This is a genomic window from Pseudoclavibacter sp. AY1H1 (genome assembly GCF_002931055.1).
Taxonomy (GTDB): domain Bacteria; phylum Actinomycetota; class Actinomycetes; order Actinomycetales; family Microbacteriaceae; genus Pseudoclavibacter.
On record NZ_PSXX01000001.1, the window covers coordinates 295894 to 320249 of the forward strand.

The 24356-nt window shown below is 67.7% G+C and carries 25 protein-coding genes; 22 read left to right on the forward strand and 3 right to left on the reverse strand.

The genetic code is table 11. From position 1 onward, the window contains the following. The 8 genes from C5E05_RS01365 to C5E05_RS01400 all read left to right on the forward strand — a co-directional run bounded on the left by C5E05_RS01365 (position 1) and on the right by C5E05_RS01400 (position 7798). Complete coding sequence (locus C5E05_RS01365; protein WP_068480291.1) at positions 1-375, forward strand: FKBP-type peptidyl-prolyl cis-trans isomerase; 375 nt, start codon at positions 1-3, stop codon at positions 373-375. A 110-nt stretch (positions 376-485) separates the two neighbouring features. Beyond that, positions 486-755, forward strand: coding sequence for a 30S ribosomal protein S15 (gene rpsO / locus C5E05_RS01370; RefSeq protein ID WP_104241461.1), 270 nt, complete (start codon positions 486-488; stop codon positions 753-755). Positions 756-867: 112 nt separating this feature from the next. After that, the gene (ppk2, locus tag C5E05_RS01375; protein WP_104340889.1) at positions 868-1950 is read left to right on the forward strand and encodes a polyphosphate kinase 2; all 1083 of its coding nucleotides are present in this window, start codon (positions 868-870) and stop codon (positions 1948-1950) included. Positions 1951-2186: 236 nt separating this feature from the next. Beyond that, positions 2187-4445: a polyribonucleotide nucleotidyltransferase gene (locus C5E05_RS01380; protein ID WP_104340890.1), complete on the forward strand. Its 2259-nt coding sequence runs from the start codon at positions 2187-2189 to the stop codon at positions 4443-4445. 136 nt (positions 4446-4581) lie between these two features. Next, entirely contained in the window at positions 4582-5931 is a 1350-nt protein-coding gene (locus C5E05_RS01385) for a pitrilysin family protein (RefSeq protein WP_104241458.1), read from the forward strand. Continuing rightward, positions 5931-6530, forward strand: a complete 600-nt coding sequence (locus C5E05_RS01390) for a histidine phosphatase family protein (protein ID WP_104306878.1) — start codon at positions 5931-5933, stop codon at positions 6528-6530. The genes C5E05_RS01385 and C5E05_RS01390 overlap by 1 nt, the downstream gene beginning before the upstream one ends. Positions 6531-6602: 72 nt before the next feature. After that, the gene (gene dapB / locus C5E05_RS01395; RefSeq protein ID WP_104340891.1) at positions 6603-7340 is read left to right on the forward strand and encodes a 4-hydroxy-tetrahydrodipicolinate reductase; all 738 of its coding nucleotides are present in this window, start codon (positions 6603-6605) and stop codon (positions 7338-7340) included. Next, positions 7337-7798, forward strand: coding sequence for a hypothetical protein (locus tag C5E05_RS01400; RefSeq protein ID WP_258063132.1), 462 nt, complete (start codon positions 7337-7339; stop codon positions 7796-7798). The genes dapB and C5E05_RS01400 overlap by 4 nt, the downstream gene beginning before the upstream one ends. A gap of 18 nt (positions 7799-7816) precedes the next feature. Here the strand turns inward: C5E05_RS01400 and C5E05_RS01405 are convergent, their stop codons facing one another. Then, positions 7817-8770, reverse strand: a complete 954-nt coding sequence (locus C5E05_RS01405) for a TIGR01777 family oxidoreductase (RefSeq protein WP_104241455.1) — start codon at positions 8768-8770, stop codon at positions 7817-7819. A gap of 140 nt (positions 8771-8910) precedes the next feature. Here C5E05_RS01405 and hemW point away from each other — a divergent pair, with 140 nt between their 5' ends. Next, a complete protein-coding gene (gene hemW / locus C5E05_RS01410) occupies positions 8911-10122 on the forward strand; it encodes a radical SAM family heme chaperone HemW (protein ID WP_104340892.1) in 1212 nt (403 codons plus the stop codon). 6 nt (positions 10123-10128) lie between these two features. Here the strand turns inward: hemW and C5E05_RS01415 are convergent, their stop codons facing one another. Next, the gene (locus tag C5E05_RS01415; protein WP_104328135.1) at positions 10129-10692 is read right to left on the reverse strand and encodes a DUF4870 domain-containing protein; all 564 of its coding nucleotides are present in this window, start codon (positions 10690-10692) and stop codon (positions 10129-10131) included. 153 nt (positions 10693-10845) lie between these two features. On the opposite strand from C5E05_RS01415, the gene hrcA reads away from it, so the two are divergent. From hrcA to leuA, 11 genes are all read left to right on the forward strand, one after another. Further along, positions 10846-11877 (forward strand): heat-inducible transcriptional repressor HrcA, encoded by a 1032-nt coding sequence (gene hrcA, locus C5E05_RS01420; protein WP_104241452.1) that lies wholly within the window; start codon positions 10846-10848, stop codon positions 11875-11877. Positions 11878-11965: 88 nt separating this feature from the next. Then, entirely contained in the window at positions 11966-13051 is a 1086-nt protein-coding gene (gene dnaJ, locus C5E05_RS01425; protein ID WP_104241451.1) for a molecular chaperone DnaJ, read from the forward strand. Position 13052: 1 nt separating this feature from the next. Further along, the gene (locus C5E05_RS01430; protein WP_104340893.1) at positions 13053-13823 is read left to right on the forward strand and encodes a 16S rRNA (uracil(1498)-N(3))-methyltransferase; all 771 of its coding nucleotides are present in this window, start codon (positions 13053-13055) and stop codon (positions 13821-13823) included. Positions 13824-13832: 9 nt separating this feature from the next. Then, positions 13833-14183, forward strand: coding sequence for an HIT domain-containing protein (locus tag C5E05_RS01435; protein ID WP_104340894.1), 351 nt, complete (start codon positions 13833-13835; stop codon positions 14181-14183). Positions 14184-14271: 88 nt separating this feature from the next. Then, the gene (locus C5E05_RS01440) at positions 14272-15225 is read left to right on the forward strand and encodes a PhoH family protein (RefSeq protein ID WP_104341189.1); all 954 of its coding nucleotides are present in this window, start codon (positions 14272-14274) and stop codon (positions 15223-15225) included. Continuing rightward, the gene (ybeY, locus tag C5E05_RS01445) at positions 15222-15689 is read left to right on the forward strand and encodes an rRNA maturation RNase YbeY (RefSeq protein WP_104241448.1); all 468 of its coding nucleotides are present in this window, start codon (positions 15222-15224) and stop codon (positions 15687-15689) included. Before C5E05_RS01440 ends, ybeY begins: the two co-directional genes overlap by 4 nt. Then, on the forward strand, positions 15686-16960 hold the full coding sequence (locus C5E05_RS01450) for a hemolysin family protein (RefSeq protein ID WP_104340895.1): 1275 nt from the start codon (positions 15686-15688) through the stop codon (positions 16958-16960). Before ybeY ends, C5E05_RS01450 begins: the two co-directional genes overlap by 4 nt. Beyond that, on the forward strand, positions 16957-17847 hold the full coding sequence (gene era, locus C5E05_RS01455) for a GTPase Era (protein ID WP_104241446.1): 891 nt from the start codon (positions 16957-16959) through the stop codon (positions 17845-17847). Before C5E05_RS01450 ends, era begins: the two co-directional genes overlap by 4 nt. Beyond that, a complete protein-coding gene (locus C5E05_RS01460; RefSeq protein WP_104241445.1) occupies positions 17813-19198 on the forward strand; it encodes a sensor histidine kinase in 1386 nt (461 codons plus the stop codon). The genes era and C5E05_RS01460 overlap by 35 nt, the downstream gene beginning before the upstream one ends. Continuing rightward, positions 19195-19851 (forward strand): response regulator transcription factor, encoded by a 657-nt coding sequence (locus tag C5E05_RS01465; RefSeq protein ID WP_104241444.1) that lies wholly within the window; start codon positions 19195-19197, stop codon positions 19849-19851. Before C5E05_RS01460 ends, C5E05_RS01465 begins: the two co-directional genes overlap by 4 nt. Positions 19852-20007: 156 nt before the next feature. After that, positions 20008-21780 carry a 2-isopropylmalate synthase gene (gene leuA, locus C5E05_RS01470; protein ID WP_104298654.1) on the forward strand — a complete coding sequence of 591 codons (1773 nt, stop codon included), beginning with the start codon at positions 20008-20010 and terminating at the stop codon, positions 21778-21780. Positions 21781-21821: 41 nt separating this feature from the next. Here leuA and C5E05_RS01475 read toward each other — a convergent pair whose 3' ends face one another. Continuing rightward, positions 21822-22613: a trimeric intracellular cation channel family protein gene (locus C5E05_RS01475; protein WP_104241442.1), complete on the reverse strand. Its 792-nt coding sequence runs from the start codon at positions 22611-22613 to the stop codon at positions 21822-21824. Positions 22614-22697: 84 nt separating this feature from the next. Here C5E05_RS01475 and recO point away from each other — a divergent pair, with 84 nt between their 5' ends. Both recO and C5E05_RS01485 read left to right on the forward strand, forming a co-directional pair. Next, the gene (recO, locus tag C5E05_RS01480) at positions 22698-23537 is read left to right on the forward strand and encodes a DNA repair protein RecO (RefSeq protein ID WP_104241441.1); all 840 of its coding nucleotides are present in this window, start codon (positions 22698-22700) and stop codon (positions 23535-23537) included. Continuing rightward, positions 23534-24355 (forward strand): isoprenyl transferase, encoded by an 822-nt coding sequence (locus C5E05_RS01485; RefSeq protein ID WP_104241440.1) that lies wholly within the window; start codon positions 23534-23536, stop codon positions 24353-24355. Before recO ends, C5E05_RS01485 begins: the two co-directional genes overlap by 4 nt. Position 24356: the final 1 nt, after the last annotated feature.

Below are 24356 nucleotides of genomic sequence, written 5' to 3' on the forward strand. Positions count from 1 at the left end.
ATGACAAACACTGATCGCACCAAGCCAGAAGTCGACTTCCCGGGTGGAGAGGCACCAGCAGAGCTGGTCATCGAGGACATCATCGTGGGCGACGGGGCAGTCGCGGAGCCGTCCTCGACGGTCGACGTGCACTATCTCGGCGTCGAGTTCGAGTCCGGCGAGGAGTTCGACTCCTCGTGGAACCGGGGCGAGTCGGTCAACTTCCCGCTGAAGGCGCTTGTGCGCGGCTGGCAGGAAGGCATCCCGGGCATGCAGGTCGGCGGCCGCCGCAAGCTCGTCCTCCCGCCGCACCTCGCCTACGGCGCCGCTGGCGGAGGGCACCCGCTCTCCGGCAAGACGCTGGTCTTCATCATCGACCTGCTGGGCGTGAGCTGACCCCTCCCGATCTGCTATGCTCTTTCGGTTGCCGTGAAACGGCCGCGGATGAAGAGAGCTCGCACATTGTGTGCCGAGCGCCGCGCAACGAAAGAGAAGGGGGTCTGTCAATGGCACTAAGCGCTGAGGGCAAGAAGGCCATCATCGAAGAGTACGCAACGCACCCGGGTGACACTGGTTCCCCTGAAGTTCAGGTTGCCATCCTCACCACGCGAATCAAGGAGCTCACCGAGCACCTCAAGGAGCACAAGCACGACCACCACTCGCGTCGTGGTCTCCTCCTGCTTGTGGGTCAGCGGCGTCGTCTGCTCGGCTACCTCGCCGACGTCGACATCTCGCGTTACCGTTCGCTCATCGAGCGACTCGGCCTTCGCCGCTAAGCACTTTCTGCGAAGAGCCCCTGCCATCGGCAGGGGCTCTTTTCGCGTGCAGCGGCGCCTGGTCGTCCACATGGGGCCCAGGCGTGGAAGCCCCGGCGCTAGGCTGAGCGACATGGCAGCCCCTCGAACTCCAGCAAAGCCGCACGCAGACGCCAAGGGTCAGACGAAGGCCTCGGAATCGGGCAATGACGCCCGCGTGGAGGCCGGCGCATCGGACTCCACCTCGACGAGTCGCGCTCGGAAGCAGGGCGCAGGCTCTCAGGCCGCGTACCGCCTCAACCGGGCGGGCATCCCGGACATGACCCCGGAGGTGGACGAACTCGCCGAGCTGCGCGACGAGGACCCACTTGGCGAGGCCTGGCGCCACGGCTACCCCTACGACGCCAAGCTGCCGCGCAAGGAGTACGAGAAGCAGAAGCGCGCGCTGCAGATCGAGCTCCTGAAGCTCCAGACCTGGATCAAGGAGACGGGGCAGAAGGTCGTCATCATCTTCGAGGGCCGGGACGCGGCAGGCAAGGGTGGTGCGATCAAGCGCTTCATGGAGCACCTGAACCCTCGCGGTGCTCGCACCGTCGCGCTCGAGAAGCCGACGGAGAAGGAGCAGACGCAGTGGTACTTCCAGCGATACGTCGAGCATCTGCCCTCTGGAGGCGAGATCGTCCTGCTGGATCGCTCCTGGTACAACCGTGCGGGCGTCGAGCGCGTCATGGGGTACTGCACCCCGACCGAGTACCTCGAATTCACGCGTTCCGCTCCCGAGTTCGAGCGCATGCTCGTCAACTCCGGCACGACCATCATCAAATTCTGGTTCTCGGTCGGTCGGGCGGAGCAGCTCGCGCGCTTCGCGGCCCGTCGCGACGACCCGGTGCGCCAGTGGAAGCTGAGCCCGACCGACCTCGCGTCTCTCGACAAGTGGGACGAGTACAGCGAAGCCAAGGAGGCGATGTTCTTCTACACGGACACCGCCGAATCGCCGTGGACGGTGGTCAAGTCGAACGACAAGAAGCGGGCGAGGCTCGAGGCCATGCGCTACGTCCTCTCCCAGTTCGACTACCCCTCGAAGGACGTGAGCATCGCGCACGCTGCTGACAAGAAGATCGTCGGGTCGCCGAGCAAGCTCTACGACGAGGGGGAGAAGCCGACGGGGGAGTTCCCTCTCGTGAAGGAGCTCCCTCGCCCGTCTCGCAAGAAGTAGGGGCGCCCGTGCGGCACTCGCCGCACGGGTTCCAGCTGCTCGTCGCCCTCCGCTGGTAGAGTCAGCAGCGCAATCATTCAAGACACGCGGGGCGGCGAGTAGCTGGTCCTCGGTGGTGGGTTCCTGTCGATGCGCTAGAGGCGCTCATTCGGCAGTGGTCTTCTACTGACGATCAGCCCGGGAAGACCCGGTCGCGCTTGCCCTTCGCGTGCACACACGCAGAAGGAGGAGACCTCTTGGAAGGTCCCGAAATCAAGTTCTCTGAAGTCGTTCTCGACAACGGCAAGCACGGCCAGCGCAAGATCCGCTTCGAGGCAGGGCGTCTCGCCCAGCAGGCGCAGGGCTCTGCCGTCGCCTACCTCGACGACGAGACGATGCTGCTGTCGGCAACGAGCATCTCGAAGAACCCGAAGGAGAACTTCGACTTCTTCCCGCTCACGATCGATGTCGAAGAGCGCAGCTACGCCGCCGGCAAGATCCCCGGATCGTTCTTCCGTCGTGAGGGACGCCCGTCGACGGAGGCCATCCTGGTCTGCCGCCTCATCGACCGGCCGCTGCGCCCCTCGTTCGTCAAGGGCCTCCGCAACGAGGTCCAGGTCGTCGTGACGGTGCTCTCGATCGCTCCTGGTGAGTTCTACGACGCCCTCGCGATCAACGCGGCTTCACTGTCCTCGCAGCTCAGCGGTGTGCCGTTCTCCGGCCCCATCGCCGGTGTCCGCCTCGCGCTCATCGACGGCCAGTGGGTCGCGTTCCCCAAGTTCGAGCAGCTCGCCGACGCCGTCTTCGACCTGACGGTCGCCGGCCGTCTCGTCACGAAGGCCGACGGCACCGAGGACATCGCCATCATGATGGTCGAGGCCGAAGCCACCGAGCACGCGTGGGGCCTCATCCAGGCCGGCGCGCAGAAGCCCGACGAGGCTGTCGTCGCACAGGGCCTCGAGGCTTCCAAGCCGTTCCTCACGCAGCTCGTGAAGGCACAGCAGGAGCTCGCAGACCAGGCCGCGAAGCCCGTCGTCGAGTACCCGGTCTTCCTCCCGTACACGCAGGAGGCCCTCGAGGCGGTCACTGCCATCGCGCACGACGGACTCGTCGACGTGTACCAGATCGCCGGCAAGATCGAGCGCCAGGATGCTGACGACGCGCTCAAGGCCAGCGTCAAGGAGCAGATCGCCGCGAAGATCGAAAGCGGGGAGCTCGATGCCTCCGTCGCCGGTCAGGTGTCGGCCGCCTACAAGACCGTCACGAAGGACGTCGTCCGCGGACGCATCCTCCGTGAGGGCAAGCGCATGGACGGTCGCGGCGTCGCCGACATCCGTCAGCTCGATGCAGAGGTCGACGTCGTGCCACGCGTGCACGGATCGGCGATCTTCCAGCGCGGCGAGACGCAGATCCTCGGCGTCACCACGCTGAACATGCTCAAGCTCGAGCAGCAGATCGACTCGCTCTCGCCGATCACGTCGAAGCGCTACCTGCACCACTACAACTTCCCGCCGTACTCGACGGGTGAGACCGGACGCGTCGGCTCGCCGAAGCGTCGCGAGATCGGGCACGGCTTCCTCGCCGAGCGCGCCATCGTCCCGGTTCTCCCGAGCCGCGAGGAGTTCCCCTACGCGATCCGTCAGGTCTCGGAAGCGCTCAGCTCCAACGGCTCCACGTCGATGGGCTCCGTCTGCGCCTCCACCCTGTCGCTGCTCAACGCCGGTGTGCCGCTGCGCGCTCCTGTCGCGGGCATCGCCATGGGTCTCGTGTCCGACGAGGTCGACGGCGAGACGCGCTACGCGGCGCTCACCGACATCCTCGGCGCAGAAGACGCGCTCGGCGACATGGACTTCAAGGTCGCCGGTACCGCGGAGTTCGTCACGGCCATCCAGCTGGACACGAAGCTCGACGGAATCCCGACGTCGGTTCTCGATGGCGCCCTGACGCAGGCTCGCGATGCTCGCATCCAGATCCTCGAAAAGGCCATCAACGCCGTCATCGACACGCCGGACGAGCTCGCTGCCACGGCACCGCGCATCATCTCGGTCCGCGTTCCGATCGACAAGATCGGCGAGGTGATCGGGCCAAAGGGCAAGGTCATCAACCAGATCCAGGACGACACCGGAGCCGACATCTCCATCGAGGACGACGGCACCGTGTACATCGGCGCTGTCGACGGTCCGTCCGCCGAGGCCGCTCGTGCAGCGGTCAACGCCATCGCGAACCCGACGAACCCTGAGGTCGGCGAGCAGTACCTGGGAACGGTCGTCAAGATCGCATCCTTCGGTGCCTTCGTCTCCCTGCTCCCGGGCAAGGACGGCCTGCTGCACATCTCCGAGGTGCGCAAGCTCGCCGGTGGCAAGCGCGTCGAGAACGTCGAAGACGTGCTCGGCGTCGGCCAGAAGATCCTCGTCGAGATCACGAAGGTCGACGACCGCGGCAAGCTGTCGCTCGCACCCGTGCTCGAGGAAGCAGCTGCTGAAGAGGGCGTCGCTCTCGAGGCAGGCGCTGAGTAGCTCAGCCCACCTCTGCTCTGAAGGGCCCCGCGCATCCGTGCGCGGGGCCCTTTGGCGTCTCGCGAGGTCTCGAGCCGCTGGGAGTTGTCTCGCGGCTGACGCCGGGACGGTCTACACGCTCTAGGCTTGACTGGTTATGCGCGATGCCATTGAACTGCCACTTGACCTTCCCGAGATCGAAGCACGAGTGTCGAACGGCGGTCTCTTCCGACGTTCGGTGCTGCCGAGCGGGGTGCGCCTCCTGACTGAGGAAGTCGTCGGCGCGGCGAGCACCAGCATCGGCCTGTGGGTGCCGGTCGGCTCCCGGGACGAACTCCCGCATGAGTACGGTTCCACGCACTTCCTCGAGCATCTGCTCTTCAAGGGCACGCCGACACGGTCCGCCTTCGAGGTATCTGCGGCCTTCGAGCGCGTCGGTGGAGAGGTGAACGCGCAGACCGCGAAGGAGCACACGCTCTACCACGCGAAGGTCCGCGATGCCGACCTCCCGATGGCCGTCGAAGTCCTGAGCGACATGATCACCTCGAGTGTGATCGACGCCGCGGAGTTCGAGATCGAGCGCGGCGTCATCATCGAGGAGCTCGCGATGGCGGACGACGACCCGAACGACGTGGTCTGGGAGCGGTTCTACGAGACGCTCCTCGGTGCGCATCCGCTCGCGAGGCCCATCGGCGGCACGCCGGCCTCGATCAGGGCCGCTGACCGCGACGCCGTGTGGAGCTCGTACCGCCAGCACTACCGTCCGGAGGAGCTCGTCGTGACCATCGCGGGGGCCGTCAACCACGACGTCGTCCGCGAGCAGCTCGAGCGCAACCTCCGAGCCGGCGGGTGGGACCTCGACGCACGCGCCGTCCCCGTCTCCCGCAGGGCCACGACGCTCGAGCCGGGCTCCGCGGTGCCGACAGGACCGCTCTCGGCCATCGAGCGCCCGCTGGAGCAGCTGGCCCTGGTCATCGGTGGCCAGGGAATCACGCAGCTCGACCCGCGCAGGGAGGCATTCGGCCTCATGCATCGGATCTTCGGTGGTGGCATGTCGTCCCGCCTCTTCCAGGAGATCCGCGAGAAGCGCGGGCTCGCCTACTCCGTGTACTCGTTCGGCGGCAGCCACTCCGATGTGGGGGTGACGGGCATGTACGCGGGATGCGCTCCCGACAACGTGCTGGAGACGGTCAGGGTGCTGCGCCAGGAGGCGGAGAAGCTCGTCCAGGACGGGGTCACCGCGACGGAGCTGGCCGACGCGAAGAGCGCGAGTGCCGGCGGCTCCGCTCTCGCGATCGAGGACGCCGACACTCGCATGTCTCGCCTCGGGCGCGCGGAGATCCACACGGGTCGCTTCTACGACCTCGAGGCGGCGCTCTCGCGGGTCGAAGCCGTGTCACTCGACGAGGTGCAGTCCGTCGCGGCCGACATGTTCAGTGGGGAGCTCGTCGCGTCTGCGGTCGGTAAGCTCTCCTCGGAAGCAAGGACCGAACTGGAGCGCCGCTGATGTCGCACTACCTCTACCTCGTCAGGCATGGCGAGCAGGAGAACGCCGAGCACGGAATCACCGACGGCCCGCTGTCGGAGCGTGGTCGGGCACAGGCTCATCTGATCGGCCGCAGGCTCGCGGGCGTCCCGCTCAGCGAGTCCTACACGTCGCCCCTGGATCGCGCTGTCGAGACGAGCGCGGTGATCGACCAGTACACGAGCGGTCCCGCCGCGCTCGAGTCGACGCTGCTCTTCGACTGCATCCCCACGGGGCAGGACGGTGCGCCGTCGACGTACGACAGCTTCTTCGGCGGCATCGGTGACGAGGTCGTCGACGCCGGCATGGCGCAGATGAACGACGCGTACGACACGTTCTTCAGCAAGAGCCGCGACGACCGCCACACCCTGCTCGTGACCCACAACTTCGTGATCGGCGAATTCGTGCGTCGGGTGCTCGACGCCCCAGACTGGCGCTGGCTCGGCCTCAACTCGGTGAACACCGGTCTCACGGTGGTCCGGGTGCGGACCAGGAAGCCAGCTGAGCTGCTGCTCTTCAACGACCTGTCGCACCTGACGCCGGAACTGCGCACGGGAGTCAGCACCTCGATCGCCGTCTGAGGTCGTCGGGCCTGCCGCCGGGAGCCTCCCGCGTCGTCTGCTCGGTCTGCCGATGGCCGTACGCTTGTGGGCATGGAAACAAAGGTCGCCGTGCTGGGCGCTTCTGGCCGCATGGGAACACTGATCACACGGATCCTCGAGACGACCGATGGGCTCCGCTTCCATGCGGGGCTGACGAGTTCTTCTTCACTCGATGAGATGCTCGGCGCCGACGTGCTCATCGACGTCTCGCGGCTCGAGGCATCGGAGGCGGCGGTTCCCTTCGCCCTCGAGCATGGCATCGACGTCGTCGTCGGCACGAGCGGCTGGGACGAGCAGCGGATCGCCGGCGTCTCTGGCCTCGTGCCTCCGGAGCGTGCCGTCGTCTTCGTCCCGAACTTCTCTCTGGGCTCGGTGCTCGGCACCGCGCTTGCGAGCGTCGCGGGGCGCTTCTTCGAATCGATCGAGATCGTCGAAGCGCACCATGACAAGAAGGTGGATTCGCCGTCAGGGACTGCTGTACGGACCGCGGAGCGCATCGCGACCTCGAGGGAACGGCCACTCTCCGCTCCGAACAGCGAGCAGGACGCTCGGGGGCAACTCGTCTCGGGCGTGCCCATCCACAGTCTGCGGTTGCGCGGAGTCGTGGCGGATCAGCAGGTGATCTTCGGGGGAGAGGGTGAAGTGCTGACGATTCGCCACGAGACGATCTCGCAGGAGGCCTACGTGCATGGCATCAAGCTCGCCATCACGCATGCGGTCGAGACGCGGGGCACGACAGTCGGGCTCGACGGCGTGCTCGGCCTCGACGGACTGTCGGGTCGCTCGTGAAGAGCAACCTGGCCACGAAGCTCGGCGTCGCCGCCGTGACCCTGCTCCTGCTGCTCTACATCGTCTTCGTCTCGGGAATGGCGGTCTCACTGTTCGCGGGCGATATCGTCGCCAAGGTGATGGGTGCCGCACTCATCGTGTTCCCGGTCCTCGCGGTCGTCTTCGTGGCCCGTGAGCTGCTCTTCGGGATGCAGACGGAACGACTGCTCGGACGTATGGCGGACGCCGGCGAGCTGCCGGAGGACGACCTGCCCAAGCGACCGAGCGGACGCGTCGTCCGTGAGGCGGCCGACGAGGACTTTCCGAGGTGGAAGTCCGAGGTCGAGGCCGCTCCTGAAGACTGGAGGACGTGGATGCGCCTCGGTCTTGCGTACTCGGCCTCGGGGGACCGAAAGCGAGCCAGGGCTTCTCTGCGCGAGGGCATCCGCCTCGAGAAGGCCGCTCGCGCCAGGGCGTGAGCGGCCCGGCTCGAAGGGTCAGACCCCGGCGCCAGGCTCTGGCTCGAACTCCGGCGACTTGAGGGCCAGCTCGACGGCCTGACCCGCGGTGCGATCCTTGAAGGTGAAGCCCGCGTCGAGCAGGCGCTTCGGGCGGATCTGCTGGTCGGCGAGGAACAGCTCACGGCCCGCCTTCTGGAGGGTGAGGTCGATGAGCGTCGATGGCGCCTTGAGCTTGTAGGGGCGCCCGAGCTCGTCGGCCAGCTGCTGCTGGATCTCGTCGGCGGTCGCGGGTGTGGGGCCGACCAGGTTGTAGGGCCCCTGCGCGTCGTCGGACTCGAGCAGGAAGCGGAGCGCGCGCACTTCGTCGCGCAGGCTCACCCACGGCCAGTGCTGCGTGCCGTCACCCAGCTGCGAGAGCAACCCGACGCTTGCCAGGGTCTTCAGGACGGTCAGGACACCGCCGCGCCCCAGGACGAGACCGGTGCGGGCGAGGACGACCCTGGTGCCCTCCGGGGCGGTCTGAGCCGCGCGCTCCCAGCGGTCGACGACACGCGGGAGGAACTCGTCGGTCTCGGGCAGTGCCGAGTCCTCGTCGAGTACCTGCCCCGGCCGGTCGCCGTACGCGCCCGACGCGGAACCGTTGATGAGGAGCGCCGGGGGCGTGGAGGAGGCCGCCATAGCACCGGTGATCGTGAGCGTCGCGTTGACGCGGGAGCGAAGGATCTCCTTCTTCACGTTGTAGGTCCACGGCAGCTTGCTGAGCGGTGACCCGGAGAGGTTCACGACTGCATCCACGCCGTCGAGGACCCTCGCGTCCAGAGTTCGCTGGGCGGGGTTCCACCGGAACTCGCTGGCGTCCTTCGGGTCGCGCCTGACGAGCCGCGTGACGCGGTGGCCGTGCGCGTGCAGTTCCTCGATGAGACGGTGGCCGATCATTCCGGATGCGCCGGAGACGAGAACGTGCTTTGGGGAGGTCGCCTGAGTGCTCATGACCTCGAAGGTAGTCGTGTCAGTTGGGCGCGAGCGCAACGCGGGGCCGTGCTCGGCTAATCGCGCGCCTGAATGCGCCTAGGCTGTGCGGGTGCATCACGTGAACCTCGCCCCGAACACGGCCCAGCCGAACGGCCATCTTGGCGCCTAGCGCGCTGCCGCTCGGCGAGCCGGTGCCGCCGAGCGGAGAGCTCCCCGGCCAGGCACTGGTCGGCGCCGAGTCACGAGACTTCGGCGTCTACATCCACGTGCCCTTCTGCCGCGTGCGATGCGGCTACTGCGACTTCAACACCTACACGGCGGAGGAACTCGGAGGGGTCTCGCGTTCCAGCTATGCCGGCGAGGTGGAGAAGGAGATGGTGATCGCCGAGCGGGTGCTGAGCGGTGCCCCTCGCGAGGTATCCACCGTCTTCTTCGGTGGCGGAACGCCGACTCTCCTGCCCGTCAGCGACCTTGCGGCGATGCTCGAGGGAGTGCGCAGTCGCTGGGGCCTCGCCCCAGACGCGGAGGTCACCGTCGAGGCGAACCCCGACTCGGTCGGCGAGCGTGAGCTCGCCGAGCTCCGGGCTGCTGGAGTGACCCGAGTCAGCTTCGGGATGCAGTCCGCCGTCCCGCACGTCCTCAGCGTCCTCGAGCGCACCCACGATCCGGCACGCATCCCTATCGTGGTCGCCGCAGCGAAGCGAGTCGGGCTCGAGCCGAGCCTCGACCTGATCTACGGCACTCCCGGCGAGTCCATCGACGACTGGCGCCGATCGCTCGACATGGCGCTGGCGCAGGAGCCGCTGCACGTGAGCGCGTATGCGCTCATCATCGAGGAGGGCACGAAGCTGGCCAGGCAGATCCGCCGCGGCGAGGTGCCCGCTGTGGACGACGACCTGCAGGCCGACATGTACGAGCTCGCAGAGGAGCGACTCTCAGCGGCCGGGTTCGAGTGGTACGAGGTCAGCAACTGGTCGCTCGACGGCAAGCACGCGTCTCGCCACAACCTCTCCTACTGGCGAGATGCGGACTGGTGGGGATTCGGGCCAGGCGCGCACAGCCACGTGGGTGGTGTGCGCTGGTGGAACGCCAAGCATCCGAGCGCCTACGCATCGAGGCTTGCTGAGGGCATCACCCCGGCCATGGGGCGCGAAGTGCTCGACGAGGAGACGAAGCGCTTCGAGCGGATCATGCTCGGCTCGCGTCTGCGGGAGGGCCTCGCGATCTCCGAGCTGGACGACTCCAGCGTCGTCGCCGAGCTCATCGCAGAGTCGCTCGTGGACGGGAGGGCCGCGCTGAAGGGCAGGCTCGTCCCGACGCTCCGCGGTCGGCTCATGGCAGACGCGATCGTGCGCCGAATCGCCGCCTGAGCCGGCTCAGCTCACGAACCGGAAGGTGACCGGGTACCGGTAGGGGAGACCCTTGTTCGCCTGGACCGCGCCGAGAATGGCGTAGACGACGACGGCAACCCAGAGCAGCGGGTAGAGGAGCGGGACGATCAGCGCCAGCGGGCCGCCGATCAGCGAGAGCAGCGAGATGACGCCGATGCCGAGGTACACGATCGCAACGGTGATGCCGAAGTTGAGCGCCTCGCGGCCCTCGCTGTCGGCGAGAGGCCCCCTCCGCCGTGTGACGAGCCAGAGGATGAGCGGCCCGACGGCCGGGGCGACGATGTTGAGCAGGTGATCGAAGGTTCCGACGAGGCGGTCGCCGTCTCGGGTCAGGGGCGGTTCTGTCCCATTCTGCGGGCCCGACTGCTGGTACTGCCCGCCCTGCGGGTGCCCGTAGGGAGCCTGCTGTCCGTACGGGACCTGCTGACCGTGGGGAGCCTGCTGCCCGTACGGTGGCTGCTGCCCGTAGGGTCCCGGCCGGTCGTATGGCGGCTGCCGAGGCTGATCCTGGTGTCCTGGCGGCGGGGTCGGTGCGTTCTGATCTGACACGGGGTTCCTCTCGTCGGTTTCGCCCACGCTACTGCGCGTGCCCTCCGAGGGCCTGGCATCCTGCTGGTGGCGTGAGCGGAAAGCGGTAGGATTGGCAGTCTCAGGTTCGGAGTGCCAGTCCGACTCGCAGCAGCTCGTCGAGGGAGGAGCATCGTGGTTTCAGACAGAAGCATGCAGGTGCTCCGCGTCATCGTCACCGACTACGTCACGAGTCGTGAGCCGGTGGGCTCCAAGTCGATCGCAGACCGTCACGATTTCGGCGTCTCCGCGGCCACCATCCGCAACGACATGGCACAGCTCGAAGACGCCGAGCTCATCGTGGCCCCGCACACGTCCTCCGGGCGCATCCCGACCGACAAGGGCTACCGACTCTTCGTCGACCGGCTCGCCGAGTTCAGGCCGCTCTCCGGGGCGCAGCGTCGGGCGATCGAGACGTTCATCGAGGGCAGCGACGACGTCGACGAGGTGCTCGGACGGTCGGTGCGACTGCTGGCGCAGCTCACCAACTCCGTCGCGATCGCGCAGTACCCCTCGCTCGCGAACGCCGCCATCCAGCACGTCGAGTTCGTCCTGCTGTCGAGCATGCGCGTCCTCACGGTCCTCATCACCGACTCGGGCCGCGTCGAGCAGCGCATCGGGCATCTGCGCGCCGAGGTGAGCGTCGAGCAGCTGCATGTGCTCCGGGACCGGCTGGCCGGCCGCCTCGTCGGGAAGACGGTCGCGCGCGCTTCCACGGAGCTCAGGGATGTCAGCGGCATCATGGGGGAGCGAGACGCGGAGCTCTTCGCTCCCGTCATCGCCAACCTGCTCGAGCTCGTCCTGGCGCACCGCCAGGAGCGCCTGGTCATGGCGGGCACCGCGAACCTCGCCCGGACCGAACGTGACTTCCCCTCGAGCATCCTGCCCGTCCTCGAGGCCATCGAGGAGCAGGTGGTCCTCCTGCGGCTGCTCGACGAGCTCCACTCCAGCCCCGAGGCCTACTCGGTCAGCATCGGCCAGGAGAACGTCGACCTGGGCCTCGGCGAGACGGCTATCTTGACGAGCGGCTACCGCAGCTCCGGGAGCGACGCGCGTCTCGGCGTCGTCGGGCCGACGAGAATGGACTACCCGAGGAATATCCAGGCCGTTCGAGTGGTTGCGAGTTACCTGTCACGGGTGCTCGACGAGCAGCACTCGGACGACTGACCCACACCGCCAGATCACTCGGCGGATGCACCCGGCGCCTGACAACGCAGGCGTGACACACACAGATGCAAAGAAGGAGTCGCCACTCTTGGCAGACCACTACGACGTGCTCGGCGTGAGCCGTGAGGCGTCCCAGGACGAGATCAAGAAGGCCTACCGCAAGCTGGCACGCCAGCTGCACCCGGACGTCAACCCGTCCGAAGATGCCGCGGAGCGCTTCAAGTCCGTCACGCACGCCTACGACACGCTCATCGACCCCGAGCGGCGCCGGCAGTACGACCAGGGCGGCCCAGATGGGCAGTCCTTCGGCGGCTTCGGCGACATCTTCGAGACTTTCTTCGGCCAGCAGGGCTCCCGCGGACCCCGATCGCGCGCGGAACGCGGCCAGGACGCGCTCGTGCGCGTCGAACTCGACCTCGACGAGGTCATGTTCGGCACGCACCGGGACCTCGAGGTCACGACGGCGATCGCCTGCGAGAACTGCCAGGGCACCTGCTGCGCGCCAGGGACCTCGCCAACGACGTGCTCGGCATGCGGTGGGGCCGGGTCCGTGCAGCGACAGGTGCGCTCCATCCTCGGCATGGTCGTCACGAACCAGCCGTGCGCGCAGTGCCGCGGCTACGGCACGGTCATCGAGCACCCGTGCGACACGTGCCACGGCCAGGGGCGCGTCCGATCGAACGTGAGCATCCCGGTCGACATCCCGTCCGGTGTGGACTCCGGGCTGCGCATCCACCTTCCCGGTCGGGGCGAAGCCGGACCAGCAGGGGGAGCGAACGGTGACCTCTACCTCGAGATCCGCGTGCGCCCGCACGAGGTCTTCTCGCGAGACGGCGATGACCTCCAGTGCGTCGTCGAGGTGTCGATGGCCGACGCGATCCTGGGTACCTCGACCACGGTCGGTGCGCTCGACGGCGACGTCGACCTGCAGATCCCCGCGGGCGTGCAGTCGGGTGAGGTGCTGACCGTTCGAGGTCGGGGCATCACGCGGCTTCGCTCGACGCATCGCGGCGACCTCGACATCGCCGTCCAGGTCGTGACCCCGGCGAAGCTCGACGGCAGGTCGCGCAAGCTGATCGAGGAGTTCGCTGCCCGTCATCGCCACGAGGCCCCTCGCCTCGCGCGGGAGAAGCAGGGGATGTTCTCGAAGCTCCGCGACCGTTTCGGTCGCTGACGTGGCGTGGCTCTACCTCGTTGAGGACCTCGACGAGGCGCCGCGCGTCGGCGGCGTCGTCGAGGTGCGCGGCGCGGAAGCCAAGCACATGGCGGTCGCGCGGATGCGAGTGGGCGAACGTGTGCAGCTCGGCGACGGGCGCGGATTCGTCGTCGACGGCGAGCTCGCTCTGACTGAGCGCGACCGCGCACTCGTCACGGTCCTCGCCGCGCGGCGAGTGGCGCAGTCGGCTCCGCGTGTCACGGTTGTCCAGGCACTCGCGAAGGGCGGGCGAGACGACCTCGCCGTGCAGGTCGCGACGGAGCTCGGAGCCGCGGCGTTCGTGCCATGGCAGGCGAAGCGCAGCGTGAGCCGCTGGGACCAGAAGGCCGAGAAGGGCCGTGAGCGGTGGGCATCCATCGCCAGGGAGGCCAGCAAGCAGAGCCTCGCCGCGTGGGTCCCGGATGTGGCCCCGCTGCACTCGACGGGTGAGGTCGCAACGCTCGCCGGTCACGCGCCGATGCTGGTCCTCGACCCGCTCGGCGACACCTCGTTGCGCCAGGCCCTCGTCGAGCAGGTCCCGGCAGGCGCTTCCGGGCTGACGCTCGTCGTCGGGCCAGAGGGCGGCATCGACGAGAGCGAATTCGAGGCCTTCGAGGCTGCCGGCGCCAGGCGCGTGCACCTCGGCGCTGGCGTTCTTCGAACCTCGAGTGCGGCTCCCGCCGCGATCGCGGCGATCCTGGCGCTGAGCGGCACGTGGGACTCTCGGTCCCGCGCGAGTGCCGAGTCGTAGGCTGGTCTCATGTCGAGTTCAGAGCCGTCCATCTTCACGCGCATCATCAACCGCGAGATCCCAGCCGACATCGTGTTCGAGTCCGAGCGGATCATCGCCTTCAAGGACATCAGCCCGAAGGCGCCCGTGCACCTTCTTGTGGTGCCCAAGACCCAGGAGTACGCGAACGTCGCCCAGCTCGCGGCAGGCGACCCGGCACTGCTCGCCGAGGTCATCGCGGTCGCCCAGGGGCTCGCCGATCAGCACACCGACAGCGAATTCCGGCTCATCTTCAACTCGGGGGCGGCAGCAGGTCAGACCGTCTTCCACGTACACGCCCACGTCCTCGGCGGAGGACTCTCGGAAGGATCCCTTGCCTAGTCAAGACAGTTCACCGTCCCAAGGTCCCGGGGAGCCCGGCACCTGGACTGATTTCGTGGAGCAGACCACCACGGTCGAAGGCGTCGCCATGGTGCGGCTCCTCGGGCCCGGCGACCGGCTGCTCAAGTCCGTCGAGCGCGAGCACCCCCGCGTGCGCGTGCTCGCGCGCGGGAACGAGATCACCTTCAGCGGCGAGCGAGACGACGTCGTCGCAGCCGAGGCGCTCCTGCGCGAGATCATTGAGATGGCGCGCAGCGGCGTCGACCTCGAGCCAGCTCAGGTCGAGCGCTCCCAGCGGCTCATCGACCGTGGCGAGGAGACCCCAACGGACGTGCTCGGCCAGTCCATCGTGCAGTCCCGTGGCAAGGTCATCCGCCCGAAGACACTCGGCCAGAAGCAGTACGTGGATGCGATCGACGACAACACGATCGTCTTCGGCATCGGGCCCGCCGGAACGGGCAAGACCTACCTCGCGATGGCGAAGGCCGTGCAGGCCCTGCAGCGCAAGGAGGTCACGCGGATCATCCTGACTCGCCCGGCCGTCGAAGCCGGCGAGCGCCTCGGCTACCTGCCAGGGACCCTCAACGACAAGATCGACCCGTACCTGCGGCCGCTCTTCGACGCGCTCAACGAGATGCTCGACCCGGAGGTCGTGGTCAAGCTCATGGCGAGCGGGACGATCGAGGTCGCGCCGCTCGCCTACATGCGCGGGCGCACGCTCAACGACGCCTTCGTGGTGCTCGACGAGGCGCAGAACACGACGCCGGAGCAGATGAAGATGTTCCTGACGAGGCTCGGGTTCGGATCGAAGATGGTCGTCACGGGGGACATCACGCAGCTCGACCTGCCCATGGGGGCCTCGGGACTGAAGCTCGTGACCCACGTGCTCGGCGGCATCGACGAGGTGCACTTCTCGCACCTCACGAGCGACGACGTCGTCAGGCACACCCTCGTGGCCCGCATCGTCGACGCCTACACCGAGTACGACCAGAAGAAGCAGGCGGACGATCACCGACGCCAGGACAGGAACGCAAGCCGATGAGCATCGAGGTCAACAACGAGGCCAGCTACGAGGTCGACGAAGGCGCCCTGCAGCGCGTCGCCGCGTACGCGCTCGACCAGCTGCACGTGCACGCCGAGTCGGAGCTCGCGATCGTGCTCGTCGAGGTCGGCCCCATGGAGGAGCTGCACGTGCAGTGGATGGGTGAACCCGGCCCCACCGACGTGCTCAGCTTCCCGATGGACGAGCTTCGGCCAGGCAACGTCGATCGGCAGACGCCTCCTGGACTGCTCGGAGACATCGTGCTCTGCCCGCAGGTCGCGACCGACCAGGCGAAGGCCGCCGGGCACAGCATGATGGACGAGCTCCTGCTGCTCACGACCCACGGAGTCCTGCACCTGCTGGGCTTCGACCATGCCGAGCCCGAGGAGGAGAAGCAGATGTTCGGGCTCCAGCGCGATCTCCTCGTCGGCTTCCACCTTCAGGAGAGGAAGCGCGCCAGATGACCGCGGCTCTGCTCGTCGCCGCCATCGTCCTGATGGTAGCGATGAGCGGGTTGCTCGCCGCGACGGAAGCGGTCATCGCGCGTCTCTCCAAACCGGAGCTCGAGCACCTCGCCGCGGAGAGCCGCGCGAAGCGCTCGATCGAGGCGATCGCCGCCGACCCCGGTGCCCACAGCAACGCGCTGACGTTCGCACGCGTGCTCTTCGAGAGCATGTCGGCGGTCCTGGTGACGCTCATCCTGACCGATCTCTTCGACGTCAGGTGGCAGGCGTTCCTCGTCTCCGTTGCCATCATGATCCTGGTCTCGTTCATCATCGCCGGCACGAGTCCGCGAAGCGTCGCGCGGGCGCATCCCCAGCAGGTGATGGCCTTCGCGGCCCCCATCGCGCGCGGAGTCCGGCTCGTGATCGGGCCGGTCGCAGATCTGCTCGTCGTGCTCGGCGATCGCGTGACCCCTGGGCGTCCGCAGCGCCTCGGCTCCGTCTCGAGCGAGGAGGAGCTCCTCAACATGGTCGATGAGGCAGCAGACCTCAAGGTGCTCGAGCACGGCGACCGGGAGCTCATCCACTCCGTCTTCGAGTTCTCCGACCGGCTCGTCCGGGAAGTCATGGTCGCTCGAACGGACATGGTCACGGTCGACGGCGACGCCGGGGTGCGGGAAGCGCTCGAGCAGTTCCTCGAGACCGGCATCTCCCGTGCTCCGGTCATCGGCCGGGACAGCGACGACATCCTCGGGATCCTCTACCTCAAGGACCTGGTGCGGCATTCGCTGCAGGACGAGGCGGAGGCGAGCCCCGCGGTCGAGCTCGCCCGGCCCGCCGACTTCGTCCCGGAGTCGCTGCGCGCCGACCTGCTGCTGCGCCGCATGCAGGCGTCCGCGACCCACCTCGCCATGGTTGTCGACGAGTACGGCGGCATAGCGGGCCTCGTGACCCTCGAGGATCTCATCGAGGAGCTCGTGGGAGAGATCAGCGACGAGTACGATCGACCGAATGACGAGCCGCGGAAGCTGCTCGATGGGCGATACCGGGTGTCGTCTCGCCTCGCGACGGGGGAGCTCGGCGATCTCTTCGACATCGAGCTCGAGTTCGACGACGTCGACTCCGTGGGCGGGCTGCTCGCGAAGTCGCTGTCCAAGATCCCCGAACGAGGGGACAGGGCGGTGGTCGACGGCATCGAGCTCGTCGCCGAGCGAGTCGGACCCCGCAAGCGCATTCTCACTGTCCTGGCGCGCCGCCTGGAACCACTTCAAGAGTCAGGAATCGAAGCATGACGAACTACCGAGCAGGATTCGTGACCTTCGTCGGTCGCCCGAACGTGGGCAAGTCCACTCTGACGAACGCGCTGGTCGGCGAGAAGATCGCCATCATCTCCGACAAGCCGCAGACCACTCGCCGTGCCGTGCGAGGCATCGTCCACCGCGAAGACGGACAGATCATCATCGTCGACACCCCCGGCATGCACCGTCCGCGGACGCTCCTGGGGGAGCGCCTCAACGATGTCGTGCACGCGACGGTCGCGGAAGTGGATGTCATCGGTTTCTGCGTGCCGGCCAACGAGCCCGTCGGCCCGGGCGATCGCTTCATCAACGAGCAGCTGGATGAGGCCCCCAAGGCTCGCAAGATCGCCATCGTGACGAAGGCGGAGACCGTGAGCCGGGACGTCCTGGCCTCTCGCCTCGTCGACGTCCAGGGTCTCCGCGAATGGGATGACATCATCCCCGTCTCAGCAGCTGAGGACATCCAGCTGGACACGCTCACGGGCATCATCCTCGGGCTGCTCCCCGAGTCCGAGCCCCTGTACCCGAGCGACATGAAGACCGAGGAGTCGTTCGAGCAGCGTGCGGCGGAACTCGTTCGCGAGGCGGCGCTCGAGGGTGTGCACGACGAGCTCCCGCACTCGATCGCGGTCACGGTCGAGGAGATCGTGACGCGGGACGACGGCGTCACGCGCGAGCTGTACGTCAACATCGTCGTCGAGCGCGACAGCCAGAAGGGCATCATCATCGGGCGCGGCGGCGAGCGGCTGAAGCGCATCCGCGAGCAGGCGCAGCGTGAGATCTCGCAGATCACCGAGGGGCGTGTCATCGTCTCCATCCGCGTGAAGGTGGCGAAGGAGTGGCAGCGTGACCCGAAGCAGCTCGGACGCCTCGGCTTCTGAGCCGCGGTCCGTCGATGCTCTCGCGGCTGGTGGACAGCCGCGGGAGTCCTTCTTCGCGGCAGTCGGCGGGCTGTGGAAGGCGCACACCTACCGCCTGACGTGGCTGCAGTGGGTGACCGACATCATCCTCGGCCTCCTCTTCGCGCTCACGTTCGGCCTGCCCCTCGACTACGACGCCGGGGACGGCACGACGCTGACCTGGCTGCTCCTGCCGTCCTGGGTGCTCTTCACGGTCGCGATGATCATCCGGCGCTACGCGCCATGGCCGAGCTTCCTGATCGTCGTGCTCGCGGCACTGCTGAAGTCGGTCTTCGCGTTCGGCCCGCATCCGCAGGATGTCGCGATCTACCTCAGCATCTACGCCGCGGTCGCCTACGGCAGCCGTGCCCTTGTCATCAGCTCCGCCGTCTACGGCGTCGTGGCACCGACGATCATCGTGGCGCTCATCCCGCACTGGAATCCGACGAGCTTCACCTGGGAGTCCATCGCCACGAACGTCGAGGGCAGCCGCGACGCGTTCCTGTTCGCTGCGGCGTTGATCTGGCTGCTCTTCGTCGGGGCTGGAGTCGTGGCCTGGTTGGCAGGGCTCCTCCGCCGCGCGCATCTGCGGGCCCAGGAGGTCAAGAACCGGGCGGCGATCGTGGAGCTCGAGCGCATCCGAGCGCAGGAGCAGCTGGCCGCTGAACAGGAGCGAACGCAGATCGCGAGAGACATGCACGACGTGGTCGCGCACTCCCTTGCCGTGGTCGTCGCCCAGGCCGACGGCGCGCGGTACGCGATGAAGAGCAACCCCGATTCGGCGGAGGCGGCGCTCGGGACGATCTCCTCGACGGCCAGAAGCGCGCTCGTCGACGTCCGTGGCCTTCTCGGGCAGCTGCGGCACAGCCAGGAAGCCGGTCCGGAACCGGGCCTCGACGAACTGCCCGCACTGTATTCCAGGATGCGCGCGGCCGGCCTCGACCTGCAGCTGGAGACGAGAGGCGAGCCTCGGACCCTCACCACGCAGGCGCAGGGCGCTGTGTTCCGCTTGGTGCAGGAGTCGTTGACCAACGTGCTCAAGCACGGCGATGCCGCGAGGCCCGTCGTCGTGCGACTGAGCTGGGGGCAGGTCTTCGAGGCGACGATCCTCAACTCCGTCGCGGAGCCCCCGCACCCGAGAGGCGAGGGCGGGCACGGACTCGTCGGCATGGCGGAGCGCGTCGGCATCGCAGGCGGTAACGTGCAGGCTGAACGGCTTGGTGCGCAGTTTCGCGTGCACGCCTGGCTGCCCATAGCCTCGCCGCAGGGGGCCGCCGGGGCCGAGCTCGACAGCGACGGCACTCGCTCCACAACCGAGAGGCACACATTTTGACCAGTTCCCAGATCACCGTCGCGCTCGTCGACGATCAGCCTCTCTTCCGCAGCGGAATCCGGATGCTCATCGACAGCCAGGAGGACATGCGCTTCATCGGGGAGGCGAGCGACGGAGTCGCGGCGGTCTCGCTGGCGAAGGCGCTCAAGCCCGATGTGATGCTCATGGATGTGCGCATGCCGGGGCAGGACGGCCTCGAGTCGACGAAGCAGATCGTCGCGAGCGGGTCGTCAACACGCATCCTGGTGCTCACGACCTTCGACCTCGACGAGGCGGTCGCGAAGGCAGTCGGGGCGGGCGCCAGCGGGTTCCTGCTGAAGGACGCCGATCCGGAGTTCCTGCTCGCGGCGGTCCGGACCGTGGCGACAGGTGCCGAGGTCTTCGCCGCTCAGGCCACCGCCGACCTGATCAGGCGCTATTCGGCCGCCGTTCCGGCTTCGCGCGCCGTGCCGCAGCAGTTCACGACGCTCACCGAGCGCGAGCGAGAGATGTTCGCGCTCGCCTCTCGCGGCCTCTCGAACGGGGAGATCGCCCGACAGGAGTTCCTGAGCGAGGCCACTGTGAAGACGCACATCTCGCGGGTGCTCGCGAAGCTCGGGCTCCGCGACCGGGTGCAGCTGGTCGTCTTCGCCTACGAGCACGGCCTCAACTGACCGCGCGGGTGAACTCCGCGCCTCGGTGCTACGCTGGGCCAATGCTGTTCGGCACCCTCCTTCTTCGTTGCCGCGGCGAGGCTTCGCTCTAAGCCCCCTCGCCGCGGAGTCTGCTGTCGGCTTAGCACGACAAGAAGATGTGATCCGGAGCTAAAAATGAAGAACATGCAGCAGCCGTCATCGATGCCAGCGCACCGCTACGTCCCGCACCACGAGCAGATCGCCGTCGATCTGCCCGACCGCACCTGGCCCTCCAAGCGCATCGAGCGCGCACCGCGCTGGTGTGCCGTCGACCTGCGCGACGGGAACCAGGCGCTCATCGACCCGATGTCCCCGGAACGCAAGCGCGCGCTCTTCGACCTCCTGGTCCGCATGGGGTACAAGGAGATCGAGGTCGGGTTCCCCTCGGCCAGCCAGACCGACTTCGACTTCGTCCGCTCGCTGATCGAAGAGAACGTCATCCCGGACGACGTGACGATCCAGGTGCTCACGCAGGCGCGTGGCCACCTGATCACCCGCACCTTCGAGTCGCTGAAGGGCGCGAAGCAGGCGATCGTGCACCTGTACAACTCGACGAGCGTCCTGCAGCGCGAGGTCGTGTTCCGCAAGGACCGCCAGGGCATCATCGACATCGCCCTCGAGGGTGTCCGTCTGTGCCGTGAAGCCGAGGCGATCGTTCCCGACACGAAGATCTACTACGAGTACTCGCCAGAGAGCTACACGGGCACGGAGCTCGACTTCGCGGTCGACATCTGCAACCAGGTCATCGAGGGCTTCGACGCGAGCCCCGAGCGTCCCGTCATCATCAACCTGCCGGCGACCGTCGAGATGTCCACACCGAACATCTACGCGGACTCGATCGAATGGATGCATCGCAACCTGACGCGGCGAGAGAGCGTCGTGCTCTCCCTGCATCCCCACAACGACCGCGGCACGGGTGTGGCCGCCGCCGAACTCGGCTACCTCGCCGGCGCCGACCGCATCGAGGGCTGCCTCTTCGGAAACGGCGAGCGCACGGGCAACGTCGACCTGGTCACGCTCGGCGTGAACATGTTCACCCAGGGCATCGACCCGCAGATCGACTTCTCCGACATCGACGGCATCCGCCGCACGGTCGAGTACTGCACGCAGCTGCCCGTCGGGGAGCGCGCCCCCTGGGGTGGCGACCTTGTCTACACGGCCTTCTCGGGCTCGCACCAGGACGCGATCAAGAAGGGCTTCGAGGCCATGGCCGCGAAGGCCGACGCACTCGGCGTGTCCGTCGACGAGCTCACGTGGGAGGTCCCGTACCTGCCCGTCGACCCTCGCGACCTCGGCCGGAGCTACGAAGCCGTCATCCGCGTGAACTCCCAGTCCGGCAAGGGCGGAGTCGCCTACCTGCTCAAGGAGCACCACAACCTCGACCTGCCGCGACGTCTGCAGATCGAGTTCTCCGGGGTCGTGCAGAACAAGACCGACTCAGAGGGCGGCGAGGTCTCGACCGACGCCATCTGGCGAATCTTCAACGACGAGTACCTGCCCGCGGAGAGCGAGCAGCACAAGTGGGGTCGTTTCGAGCTGTTCCGCACGGCGACGAGCTCAGCGCTCGACGGAGCCGTCGACCTGAGCGTCTCGCTGCGCGACGGGTCGGGAGTGGCCGAGCACGCCTCGCAGGGCAACGGGCCGCTCGACGCCTTCATGAAGCTGCTCGGGCAGCAGGGCCTGCAGGTCGAGCTGCTCGACTACGTCGAGCACTCGCTGTCCGTGGGTGGCGACGCGCGCGCCGCGGCCTACATCGAGCTGGACGTCGCGGGCGTGCGCCTCTGGGGAGTCGGTATCGACAGCGACATCTCGACGGCGTCGCTCAAGGCCATCGTGTCCGGCGTGAACAGGGCGCTGCGCGGCGAGACCGAAGCCGAGCTCGATGCTCAGCTGACGACGGTCGCGTAGGCGCAACCGGCACGTTCAACGGGCGGGCACCCGGCCGGAGGTCACTCCGAGCTCGGGTTGCTCGCCCGTTTCTGTTCGATGATGTCGATCGGTCGGGTGTCGGGGGCGTGCAGGCCCGACGCCTCGAGAATCTCCTGGTCGGTGAAGGGCAGCTCCCGCTCGGGCCTGCCCGTCCGAGGCGACCTCCGGATTCGTGGCATCTTCAGCGCGATCTGCTCGGGCAGACTGAGCCCGAACCAGACGCTGGCCATGCGCACGGCGAAGGTCACCGCGACGCAGATCACGATGCCGATGATCTGGGAGACGCCGAACGCGTCTGCCAGCACGAACGCTGCGCTGCCTGCCGTCGCGGCCACGGCGTAGAGGGAGCCGACGAAGAGGATGCCGACCGGCATCCCGAGCAGCATGTCGCGGACCACGCCTCCGCCGGCCGCGGTCACGGTTCCCACGAGCAGCGTCGGCAGGATCGGGAGGTCGAAGTTCATGGCCTTGAGCGTGCCGACCGCGCAGAAGAAGCCGAGCGCCGCTGCGTCGAGGACCGAGACCAGGCCGTCCATGCGTCTGAGCAGTCGCTGCAGGAGCATCCCGCCGAGTGCCGCCGCCCCAGCTGTGAAGAGGAACCACTCCGTCTCCATGCTCACCGGACGGATGCCGAGGAGGAGATCGCGGATGATGCCGCCGCCGAGACCCACGGTGATGCCGATGATGACGACGCCGAGCCAGTCGAGCTTCTTGTCGCGGAACTGCTCCGCGACCATGGCCGCGGTGATCGCGCCGATGGCGATGGCCGTGAGGTCCAGCCAGAGGGGGAGCGTCGTGGCGGGCGAATCCATGGTCTCAATGCTCCCACAGCGCCGCGATGAGCCGAGTCACGCGTGGTTCCCGGCTCTCGCTGCTCGGAGGGCCATACTGGGTTGATGCCCACCTATCGTGACGAGGCGGTTGTCCTTCGAACCCAGCGCCTCGGCGAAGCCGACCGCATCGTCACACTGCTCGGCAAGGAACGCGGAAAGGTGCGGGCTGTGGCCCGCGGGGTTCGTCGGACGTCGTCGAAGTTTGGCGCTCGGCTCGAGCCGTTCATGGTCGTGGACGTGCAGTGCTACGCGGGTCGCAACCTGGACACCGTCACGCAGGCTGTGACGCTCGCCGCGTACGGGCGGGACCTGGTCGAGGACTACTCCAGGTATTCGGCCGCTTCCGTCATCGTGGAGGCCGCCGAGCGAGTGGCGGAGGCTGAGCCGTCGCCCCAGCAGTACACGCTGGTCATCGGGGCCCTGCGGGCGCTCACCCTCGGCGCGAGGGCGTCCCAGGACATCCTCGACTCGTATCTGCTCCGCTCGCTCTCGCTCGCAGGCTGGGCCCCCGCGCTCGATGACTGCGCGAGGTGCGGGGCCCCGGGGCCGCACGAGCGATTCAGCGTGCAGCTCGGGGGAGTCGTGTGCCAACGATGCACTCCAGCGGGGATCGTGCGAGTGGACGAGGCGACGGTGCAGGCGGTGCGCGCGCTGCTGTCCGGCGACTGGGCGATGCTCGACGGCATCGAGGTCTCGGCCAGGGCACGTGCCAGTGGAATCGTCTCGGCCTACTCGCAGCACTATCTCGACAAGAAGCTCAGATCGATGCAGGTCCTCGAACACGACCGCCTGCTCGGACGCCTGGAGCCGGCGACCGCGGTCGCTCTGAGCAGCGCGGGCGGCGGGGCAATCAACGGAGACAACGACCCGGGCGCGGAGCCCGGCACGGAGGAGACGGCATGAGCCGGAGCAGGCAGGCGCAGACGTTCAAGCCGGTCGACTGGACGGGTGTCTATCCGCCGGCGTTCGAGGCGTCCGAGGTCCCCTCGCACGTGGCGGTTGTCATGGACGGCAACGGCCGCTGGGCCAACCAGCGCGGTCTGCCGCGGATCGAGGGCCACCGAGCCGGGGAAGCTGCCCTCCTCGACGTCGTCGCGGGCGCCCTCCAGGTCGGGGTGAAGCACCTCAGCGCCTACGCGTTCTCCACGGAGAACTGGAAGCGCTCACCCGAGGAGGTGCGCTTCCTCATGGGCTTCAACCGCGATGTCCTCCATCGGCAGCGCGACCAGCTGAACGAGTGGGGGGTGCGCATCCGCTGGGCTGGGCGGGAGCCGCGCCTGTGGAAGTCGGTCATCAAGGACCTGCAGCTTGCCGAGCGCCTGACGAAGGACAACACTCGGATGACGCTCACGATGTGCGTGAACTACGGAGGGCGCCTCGAGATCGCCGACGCCGTGAAGCGCATCGCCGAAGAGGTTCGCGAGGGGAGGCTGCGACCAGAGCGCGTCACGGAGCAGACCATCGCCAAGTACCTCTACGACCCGGAGATGCCGGATGTCGACCTCTTCGTGCGATCGAGCGGTGAGCAGCGGACGAGCAACTTCCTGCTCTGGCAGGCTGCCTATGCGGAGATGTGCTTCCTCAACACGCTCTGGCCGGATTTCTCTCGCACCGACCTCTGGGAGGCGATCGAGCGCTACGCGGGCCGGGAGCGCAGGTTCGGTGGCGCCGTGGATGCGCCGACTCGCGTCGACGCCCCCGCCCCGACCGACGCCAGCTGAG

Bases quoted from the DNA above. Each gene is read 5' to 3' on its own strand.
- C5E05_RS01365 (WP_068480291.1), top strand. From the start codon at position 1: ATGACAAACACTGATCGCACCAAGCCAGAAGTCGACTTCCCGGGTGGA.
- rpsO (WP_104241461.1), top strand. From the start codon at position 486: ATGGCACTAAGCGCTGAGGGCAAGAAGGCCATCATCGAAGAGTACGCA.
- ppk2 (WP_104340889.1), top strand. From the start codon at position 868: ATGGCAGCCCCTCGAACTCCAGCAAAGCCGCACGCAGACGCCAAGGGT.
- C5E05_RS01385 (WP_104241458.1), top strand. From the start codon at position 4,582: ATGCGCGATGCCATTGAACTGCCACTTGACCTTCCCGAGATCGAAGCA.
- C5E05_RS01390 (WP_104306878.1), top strand. From the start codon at position 5,931: ATGTCGCACTACCTCTACCTCGTCAGGCATGGCGAGCAGGAGAACGCC.
- dapB (WP_104340891.1), top strand. From the start codon at position 6,603: ATGGAAACAAAGGTCGCCGTGCTGGGCGCTTCTGGCCGCATGGGAACA.
- C5E05_RS01405 (WP_104241455.1), bottom strand. From the start codon at position 8,770: ATGAGCACTCAGGCGACCTCCCCAAAGCACGTTCTCGTCTCCGGCGCA.
- C5E05_RS01435 (WP_104340894.1), top strand. From the start codon at position 13,833: ATGTCGAGTTCAGAGCCGTCCATCTTCACGCGCATCATCAACCGCGAG.
- C5E05_RS01440 (WP_104341189.1), top strand. From the start codon at position 14,272: ATGGTGCGGCTCCTCGGGCCCGGCGACCGGCTGCTCAAGTCCGTCGAG.
- ybeY (WP_104241448.1), top strand. From the start codon at position 15,222: ATGAGCATCGAGGTCAACAACGAGGCCAGCTACGAGGTCGACGAAGGC.
- C5E05_RS01450 (WP_104340895.1), top strand. From the start codon at position 15,686: ATGACCGCGGCTCTGCTCGTCGCCGCCATCGTCCTGATGGTAGCGATG.
- era (WP_104241446.1), top strand. From the start codon at position 16,957: ATGACGAACTACCGAGCAGGATTCGTGACCTTCGTCGGTCGCCCGAAC.
- leuA (WP_104298654.1), top strand. From the start codon at position 20,008: ATGAAGAACATGCAGCAGCCGTCATCGATGCCAGCGCACCGCTACGTC.
- C5E05_RS01475 (WP_104241442.1), bottom strand. From the start codon at position 22,613: ATGGATTCGCCCGCCACGACGCTCCCCCTCTGGCTGGACCTCACGGCC.
- recO (WP_104241441.1), top strand. From the start codon at position 22,698: ATGCCCACCTATCGTGACGAGGCGGTTGTCCTTCGAACCCAGCGCCTC.
- C5E05_RS01485 (WP_104241440.1), top strand. From the start codon at position 23,534: ATGAGCCGGAGCAGGCAGGCGCAGACGTTCAAGCCGGTCGACTGGACG.